Source organism: Parafrankia colletiae (assembly GCF_001854655.1).
GTDB classification, from domain to species: domain Bacteria; phylum Actinomycetota; class Actinomycetes; order Frankiales; family Frankiaceae; genus Parafrankia; species Parafrankia colletiae.
On sequence record NZ_MBLM01000033.1, the window covers coordinates 1 to 8,508 of the forward strand.

At 60.1% G+C, this 8,508-nt stretch carries 8 protein-coding genes; all 8 read left to right on the forward strand.

From position 1 onward, the window contains the following. Window positions 1-133: 133 nt before the first annotated feature. On the forward strand, window positions 134-901 hold the full coding sequence (locus CC117_RS05615; RefSeq protein ID WP_256385357.1) for a transposase: 768 nt from the start codon (window positions 134-136) through the stop codon (window positions 899-901). A gap of 361 nt (window positions 902-1,262) precedes the next feature. Then, a complete protein-coding gene (locus tag CC117_RS34240; protein WP_157905353.1) occupies window positions 1,263-2,087 on the forward strand; it encodes an ABC transporter ATP-binding protein in 825 nt (274 codons plus the stop codon). Between the two features lie 17 nt (window positions 2,088-2,104). Further along, on the forward strand, window positions 2,105-3,010 hold the full coding sequence (locus CC117_RS05620) for an ABC transporter permease (protein ID WP_157905354.1): 906 nt from the start codon (window positions 2,105-2,107) through the stop codon (window positions 3,008-3,010). After that, window positions 3,007-3,930 carry an ABC transporter permease gene (locus CC117_RS05625; protein ID WP_084131589.1) on the forward strand — a complete coding sequence of 308 codons (924 nt, stop codon included), beginning with the start codon at window positions 3,007-3,009 and terminating at the stop codon, window positions 3,928-3,930. Before CC117_RS05620 ends, CC117_RS05625 begins: the two co-directional genes overlap by 4 nt. Next, a complete protein-coding gene (locus tag CC117_RS05630) occupies window positions 3,927-4,784 on the forward strand; it encodes an ATP-binding cassette domain-containing protein (protein WP_198541744.1) in 858 nt (285 codons plus the stop codon). The genes CC117_RS05625 and CC117_RS05630 overlap by 4 nt, the downstream gene beginning before the upstream one ends. A gap of 345 nt (window positions 4,785-5,129) precedes the next feature. Next, window positions 5,130-6,458, forward strand: coding sequence for an ABC transporter substrate-binding protein (locus CC117_RS05635; protein WP_157905356.1), 1,329 nt, complete (start codon window positions 5,130-5,132; stop codon window positions 6,456-6,458). Between the two features lie 134 nt (window positions 6,459-6,592). Continuing rightward, window positions 6,593-7,657 carry a hypothetical protein gene (locus tag CC117_RS37875; protein WP_198541745.1) on the forward strand — a complete coding sequence of 355 codons (1,065 nt, stop codon included), beginning with the start codon at window positions 6,593-6,595 and terminating at the stop codon, window positions 7,655-7,657. After that, a partial coding sequence (locus CC117_RS34245) for a phosphotransferase family protein (protein WP_198541746.1) occupies window positions 7,654-8,508 on the forward strand: 855 nt, incomplete at its 3' end. The genes CC117_RS37875 and CC117_RS34245, both read left to right, overlap by 4 nt.

The following is an 8,508-nucleotide window of genomic DNA, read 5'->3' on the forward strand; positions in this document are numbered from 1 at the left end:
GTTAAAAATAGCGGGACCCTCACGGGCTGGTTGTGGGCGCGGCCACCCGGGGGTGGGCGGATGGGGCCAAACCAAACCGCCAGAGCCACAGGGGTCCGCTGGCGGGGCCCGATCGGGTCTGTTGTGTTGCGGGATGGGGCGGGTCCGGCGAGCGTGGCGGAGAGGACAACGCCGGTTCCTCGCGTACGAGCGGGTCGCGGTGGAAACGCGGCGAGCCACGGCCATCGACATGTCCACGGCCTATAAGGCGGTCGCCCGCGCCGCGCTCCCGCACGCCCGACTGGCCGTGGACCCGTTCCACACCGCCCAGCTCGGCAACAAGGCGGTCAGTGACGTGCGCCGCCGGGTCAGCCACCAGCTCCGCCACCGCCGCCGACGTGCCACCGACCCCGAATACACGATCAAAGACCTGCTGCTGTGGGGCCCGGGCACGCTCTCCGACCGTGGACGCCGCTGCATCCTGCAGACCCTCACGATCCTCGAGGACCTCGACGGCGACACCGCCCACGCGCTGCGCACCGCCTGGAACGCGAAGAACCTGCTGCTCGAGCTGCTCGCGCTCTCCCCGGCCCGCACCGGCCTCGCGACCACCCGCACCGACATCGACCGGCACCTGACCCGGTTCCTCGACTACTGCGCAACCTTTGGCAAGGACGTCCCCGAGGTCGTCACCCTCGCCGAGACGATCTCCGACTGGCGCAACGAGATCGCCACCGCGCTCCTCCTCGGGATCTCCAACGCCGCCGCCGAGGCCGTCAACCGAGTGACCAAGCTCGTCTACCGAACCGCCTTCGGCCTGCGCAACGTCCCGAACCAGCAGCGCCGCGCCAGCTACGCCGGCTCCCGCAGCACCCGACCCGACTGGCTACCCGCCGCCACCGCTCACCCCAACTTTGGGTAATCAACCAATTACGACTCCCGGCCAACTGCGGAGAGCCCGAAATTGAGACTTCCGTTACACGTGTAGGCATGCTTAACTAACCAGTGGGACATGTCACATTCGCTGCTTGGGACAGCCCAGTGTGAGCGGTTCCTGGGAGCTCCGGACGAGGGGCGACCAGCAGCCGGCCTCAGCTAAGGCAACCTCAAAGAGGAGTTGAGCAGGGACGTATGGGTACTAATCTGAGAGATGGTCGATGCCCTACCTCAACGGAGTGCGTGAATCGCCGGTCGGGCCGCCCTGCTGACGAGGTGGCGCCCGTACGCGGAGGCGACAAGTGATACGCACCTCGAAGCCTTCACGGCAAAGGGCCCAGGACCGAGTGGCCGAACTCGACATCCGTCGAGTCAACGTCAGCTATCGAAGCCAGCGCACTGGCAAGCAGCAGCAAGTGGTGACAGCTGCCTCATTACGGGTGTTTGAGCAGGAGTCTGTCGCTCTCGTGGGCGTATCAGGTTCAGGTAAGAGCACCCTTGCCCGCGTAGCCCTCGGCGTCCAGGGCGTCGAGTCCGGCGACGTGCTCATCAGGAACCAGCCCCGGGGCTCGGTCGGGCGAGGGAAGGGCCGCGACCGAGAGACGTTGGGCGACGTTCAAGGCGTGTTTCAGGATGCCCTGGGATCGCTAGACCCGCGACAGCGTGTCGATCGCGGAATCCGCGAGCTTCGTCGTCGCTATCCGCAGCGAACTCAATGGATTGGCGACGCCGAGCTGATGGCTCAGGTTGAGTTGCCCGCCGAGCTACTCCGGCGGTATCCGAATCAGCTGAGTGGGGGTCAGGCTCAGCGAATCGCCGTTGCCCGGGCACTTGTGATGAAGCCGAGACTGATCGTTGCAGACGAGCCGACTTCGGCGCTGGACCTGTCTGCTCAGGCCAACGTCGCGCGAYTACTGAAGCGCCTTCGACGCGACTATGACGTGGCGCTTCTCCTCGTCAGTCACGACTTGGCCCTGGTGCGACAACTATGTGACCGTGCCTACGTCATGGAAGACGGAAAGATCGTCGAGAACGGCTCAATCGAACGTGTGATGACCGATCCCCAATCAGCCTCCACCCGCCGGCTAGTGGCGGAAAGCGGACTTGACCATGTTCCCGGAACCGCATTCAACGAACCTGCGATAGGCGCTACGGGGGCGACCGAGGAATGAGTAGAGCGATCCGAAAGGTGATCGGCAGGCTGAGCACGGGCATCGTCACCGTATATCTTGCTGCGACGATCGTATTCTCCCTCGCTCGGGGGACGGGTGACCCAGCACGTCAGATTTTGGGCGCTGAAGCATCGCCTGAAGCCGTCACGCAGCTCCAAAGTGAGCTCGGCTTGGATAAGCCGCTGCTGGCTCAATATTCCGACTTTCTGCTGGACCTCGTCACAGGCGATCTCGGAACCTCCATCCGCTACGGGGCGTCAAACGCGGAACTCATCTTCTCGAGGCTTGGCAACTCGATCTTGTTGACCGCTGTCTCCGTGACTGCAGGCTCAATAATCGGGTATCTGATCGCCTTCCTCGGCGCTACCCAACGCGGAAGAATGTGGGACAAGCTCTCGACCTCCGTTGCTGGAATTGCGCAGTCAATCCCGCCGTTCTGGTTGGGCCTGGTGCTGGTCTACTTCTTCTCGATCCGCCTGGACTGGTTGCCATCGGGCGGAACCGGCAGTTGGGAGCACGTCATCCTGCCTGCCGTCGCCATCGCCGTGGTGCCGCTTGCATATGTCACTCGAGTCGGCCGAACCTCGATTGTGAGCGTCCTCTCGGAGGACTATGTCCTTGCCGCGCGGTCGCGGGGCTTTTCAGGACGCCAGGTGCTTCTGAAACATGTGCTTAGGGCAAGCGCGATTCCTGTCGTAACAGTGGTCGGTCTGYTGACTGGCGTGATCCTGTCCAGCACCGTCACCGTTGAAGTGGTCTTCAGTTGGCCCGGAATTGGCTCGTTGGTCAATCAAGCAGTCCAAGGGCGAGACTTTCCCCTCTTGCAGGCTTTGGCCATCGTCTGCGCGGTGCTGTTCGTCCTCATCAACTTCATCGTTGACCTCTTGTATGAAGTTCTCGACCCAAGGATTCGAACCTCATGACCATCCAAGCTGACACAAGAACCTCTACGGAACGGGATCGTGACACGGTCCAGCCTGTTCGGTCCCGTCGCCAGCCATCGTGGCTAGGTAAGGGGGTGGCGCTAACCGCGACCACGCTGTTCGGCGTCGTTGTCCTGCTATGCGTACTCGCGCCGTGGTTACCTCTTCCCGATCCGAACCATAAGAATCTCAGTGAGAGCCTGCGTCCACCCTTCTGGCTACCCGGTGCCGATATCTCGCATCCTCTCGGCACAGATCATCTCGGACGCGACATGATGTCGAGGCTCTTGTTCGGCGGGCGTCTCACCCTAGCGATTGTATTTGCAGCCGTAGTTCTGGCCGCCGCTATCGGGCTGTTGGTCGGAATCGTGGCGGGATACCGCGGCGGTTGGATCGACACGCTGTTGTCTCGCTTGGTCGATACTCAACTTGCTCTGCCGTTCATTCTCCTGGCGTTGACCTTCGTCATCGCCGCAGGCAGTTCAGTGCCGATTCTGATCGTGGTACTCGCTTTGGGGTCATGGGCCAGCTTTGCTCGAGTCGTTCGAGGCGAGGCCATCGGGCTGCGGGGCCGGACCTTTGTCGTCGCTCTTGAGTCGGCGCACATCGGATCCTTCGGAATCATCTTCCGTCACATTCTTCCAAACCTGACGCCGGTCCTTCTCGTCGTCGGCGTCGTCCAGATCGGTGTCATGATCCTAGCGGAGGCCGGTTTGAGCTTCTTAGGGATGGGAGTGTCTCCGCCCCAGGTCACCTGGGGGACGATGCTCACTGGTGGCAAGGACTATCTGAGTCTGGCCTGGTGGGTCATCATTCTCCCCGGCCTATGCATTGTCTTGACCACCTTGTCGCTGAACATGCTGGCAGACGTTGCTCGCGACAAGTTCGATCCGACCGTCACCCGCGGGGGCGACAAATGAACGCCAACAACATGCTCTCGGTTCATGGTCTGAGCGCAACTGCACAGGACGCGAGTGGTGACGACGTTCAAATCCTCAGGGACGTGAGCCTCGAACTCGCAAAGGGCGAGCGGCTAGGGATCATTGGCCAGTCCGGAAGCGGAAAGACGACATTGATCCGCGCGATCTTGGGGCTGGAAGATCCGGCGATCAGCATCCAATCGGGCACGATCGAGTTCGGCGGCGARACCATGTTCACGACCAGCTGYGACCGGCGCAAGGAGCTTCGCGGTCGTGCTCTTGGCGCAATCTTTCAAAGTGCAACTCGATCGATCTACCCGTTCCGACGCATTGAGTCCCAACTGTTGGAAGTAGTCAAGTTCCACATGCCAATGCTGAGCAAAACTCAAGCTCGTCGGCGAATTACCGAGATTCTGGTCGATATGGGGCTCAAGGACATCGACCGGATTCTGCGGTCGTACCCACATCAGGTGAGCGGCGGACAATTGCAAAGGATAGCCATCGCCTTGGCGATGTTGCCGGAACCCAACGTGCTGCTCGCCGACGAATGTACCTCGGCTCTCGACAAGGGGACGGAAGCGGATGTCGTCCGACTACTGGATCGATTCACGAGCGACCGGCGCTCACTCCTCTTCGTCACTCACGATCTCAGACTGGCGGGCAGACTCTGTCACAAGATGATCGTTCTGCTCCGCGGAGAGGTGCAAGACGCCGGCGAATCCGCCTCGATACTGTCTGGAAATTGTACCGAGTACACACGATCGCTACTAAATGCGATGCCRCCGTGGGCGGAAGCCGATGGCACTTGGCCACCTGCCGCCACAGATTACGTTTTAGAGAGTTCCAATGTCTGAGCAGTGAACGGTCTCGGGCCTTGGCAATGAAATCGCGAACGCAGACGCGTTGAATCCGCGTCAACAGCACGTCGATGCCTCACCCAGGTTTCGATGGACCCTGAACAGGATCCCATCGCGATATCAGATGGAGAAATTACGATGCAAAGACGAATCCGACCCAGCCGACTTGGCCGATGGGCCCACCTCGCGGCGGCGCTGGCACTTGCCACGACTTTGGCAGGGTGTTCGAGTTCCGTTGGGGGCGAAGCCCTATCCGTCGTTAGGATTGTGCTCGCGAGCGAGCCGAACACCCTCAATACAGTCATCAGGTCGAGCGGCCCGGTGCGTTACGTTTCGAAGTCGATGGTCGAGTCGCTGGTGGCGCAAGATCCGGACGGAAATCCCACTCTCGGCGGTATCGTCACCGGCATTGCAGCCAAGGTTGGTTCCGCGGGTGCGTATAGAATTCAGTTGCGTCCTGACATCAAGTTCCACGATGGGGAGACCCTGACTGGTGAAGACGTCGCATTCTCGATCAACACAGTCCTTGATCACTCGTCGACGAAGTCGTACTGGTCCGATTTGACCGGTGCAAAACCTTCCGGCGATTCGGCGGTTGACGTGACGGTCGGCGGCACCCTGACCAAGGAAGACGTCCTGAGCCGTTTGAGCGGTATTGACGCGCTGCCTAAGGCATATTATGAAAAGGTTGGCGCTGAGAAGTTCGGCACATCGCCAGTCGGGACCGGGCCGTTCAAGTTCGTCGACTGGCAGGCGGGCCTCAGTATCACCGCGGAACGCTTCGGCGATTACTGGGGAGGTCGACCTGGACCGAGYCGTGTCGAGTTCACGTTCAGCGCAGACGGAGCGACACGGAAGGTACAGGTCGAGAGCGGCGAGGCCGATCTCACGAGCGGAGTAACTCCCCAACTACTCCAGTCGGTCGGCGACGAGGCACGAGTCCAGTTCGCACCGTCGCACTCCGCGCTTATGTGGCAGTTCACCAACGAGGGCCTTACCTCAGACGTCAGGATTCGGAAGGCCATCGCCTTGGCGCTTGATCCGGAACCCATCATTGATCAGTTCCTTGACGGTCACGGAGATGCTGCTTTCTGGGTCATTCCGCCGGAGTTCACTGGACTCGATCTAGAGCGAGCACGCGACGTCGAGACCGCTAGGACGCTCGTTGACGAGGTAAGGGCCGAAGTGGGCGAGCTGCCGCCGCTCGAACTTTCGTACTGGTCCGGACGTTACCCCGCTGACGCCGAGATCGGTTCGGCGACAGCAGCGCAGATTGAGGACATCGGATTGAAGGTCAAGGAGGTTCCGCTTCCTGATCCTCAGTACCTGCCGAAGATGGTCAACGGGGAACTCAAGGGATTGCACATGACGTCGTATGGGATGGAGTTTCCGACTCCGGACCGCGCTCTCCAGTCATACACGCTGCGAACGTCGCTGCAGGGCTACTGCAACTTCTTGGACGTTGATGGCTTGTATAAGAAGGCCAAGACTGCGACGGCCGCGGAGCGTGCAGATTACTACGCACAGATCGAACGTACTGACCTGGAGAAAACCGTGTGCAACATCCCCATTGTCAAGAGTGAGGAAAGCTACCTGATCGCGAAGAGGGTTGAAGGGTTTGTTCCGCACTACGACGGGACCTTCAACCTTGYCGACTTCAAGATCAACTAGAAGCGGGCTGGATAGTCCCAACATCGATGGCACCGATGAGTCACCCACGTAACACTAGCCGGCCAGCTTAAGGTGCGGAACAGTCGAGAAACAGATTAGGCGGGCAAGATTTGCTTACACCGTATGACGACTACTTGGTTCATCAGACCTTCGACACAGTCGATCACGTTGCGTCCGGAGACCCACGCTTCCAAGATCRTGGCCTGTTCAACGTGCACAGCACGGGAGGCGATTTTCTTCTTCAGTTGGGATTTGGAGTATATCCCAACCAGAACATGATCGATGCCTGGACGGCTGGGGTACACAACGACCAGCAGTACAATCTTCGAGTCTCCCGACCGATGGATCATGATCGATCGGACCTGAACCTCGGGCAGATTCATGTCGATGTCGTTCGTCCGATGCAGGAGTGGCGACTTTGGGTCGACGACAATGACTACGGAGTCCAGTTCGACCTTGTCTTCCATGCGCGGACGCCAGCATTCGAGTTTCGACCTGTGTTTATCAGGCGTGACAATGCGGTCGAACACCACCAAGTGCACGTTCTCCAAAGCGGTACCTACGACGGATGGGTCCGAATCGGGGATCATCAGTTCGAGGGTCCGTTCATTGGATCCAGGGATAGGTCTTGGGGAGTGCGCGGGCCACAACCCGGTCAGCCGTTCGACAAGAAGAGCAACGTTCCGCTGAACAGCACCAGCACAGGAGCTGGAGGGCCGGCATCGGTCCGAACCTCTAGGGCCTGGATTGCTGCGGAGTTCGCTGATTACGCGATTCACGGATGGTTTCTTTCTGAATCGAATGGAAACCCTTTGATCGCGGACGGCGCGATCATTGACGCCGAAAGTGGGGCGACACGTAGGCGGTTCGACTCCTGGGGACCGCCGAATGTCGTCCGGGACGCGCAGGATCTGCCCGAGGCTCTCGAGTTGACCTTGTTCGACGAACWGAGAGTGGAAACGCCACTGCTTGCGCGCCCATTGATTTCGAGGTGCCCAGACGCCAACGGGTACTACAAGGGCTCCTACGGCCGGAAGCGGACTGAGCTCCATATCGAAGGCGAGGCATGGGATATGTCGTTGCCATCGTTCCGAAGGGACTTTGGATATATGAACGGAACAATGCTGGCCGAGTTTCGGTGCGGAGAAGATGTGGGGTACGGAATTCTCATTACGCCGCTGATGGAGCGGAACCGATGAGCGCTCTGATGCAGAGCGAGGCCGAGATCGAGGCGCTTCTGATGGCGCGCCTGCCGTCTTGGATATCTCTGCAACTCGATGACCCGCGGGCGGTCGTCTCCGGAGTTGCTCGGCTGGCTGGCGGGTACTCGAACGAGACGTGGAAGGTTCGGTGTGAGCACAGTGCGTATCGTGCTCGGAAGTCTACGGAGTTCATCGTCCGCTGGAGCCCGGAAGGTGCCCTCTTCTACCCTGCGGACGTCTCAGGGCAGTTTGCTCTGCTGAAAGCTCTCGAGCCAACTCCGATACCGGCCCCGGCTCCGCTGTGGTTGGAACCTGATCCGGCGGTGCTCGGTGAGCCGTTTCTAACGATGCAACTCGTTCCGGGGGTTTCGGCGCCTCGCGTCTTTGCTCTGGATGATGTCCAACGTGACGCCAAGTTGACCGCCTACGTCCAAACCCTCGCCGGTATCCATGCACTGGATTGGCGCCAATTCGATCTAGGCTCCGTATTGACTGCGGTGTCGCCAGAGAGCTGCGCGGGGGTTGCGTTAGACGGCGTCATCGATCACGTGTCGTCCCGCGGAATGGCGGACGATGCGATCGTCAAGAGAGCGGTCGATTGGCTCACGGAACGAGTCCCAAGTCGCTCCGATGTATCGCTGATTCATGGCGATCCGAACGTGTCGAACTATCGTTTCGAGGGCACGTCGGTTGTCGCGGTTCTCGATTGGGATCTGGCGCGGATCTCGGACCCTTTATGGGATGTAGCTGCCTATTGCATGTCGATGGCGAAGTACTTCGCAAATGAGCCACGCCGCGTCCAAGAATCGGAAAGGAGGAACTTTCTTGGACTTTACGAGGAGGCGAGT

What these genes read in the sequence shown, in the direction of transcription:
- CC117_RS05625 (WP_084131589.1), top strand. Translation starts at nt 3,007, where the DNA reads ATGACCATCCAAGCTGACACAAGAACCTCTACGGAACGGGATCGTGAC.
- CC117_RS05615 (WP_256385357.1), top strand. Translation starts at nt 134, where the DNA reads ATGGGGCGGGTCCGGCGAGCGTGGCGGAGAGGACAACGCCGGTTCCTC.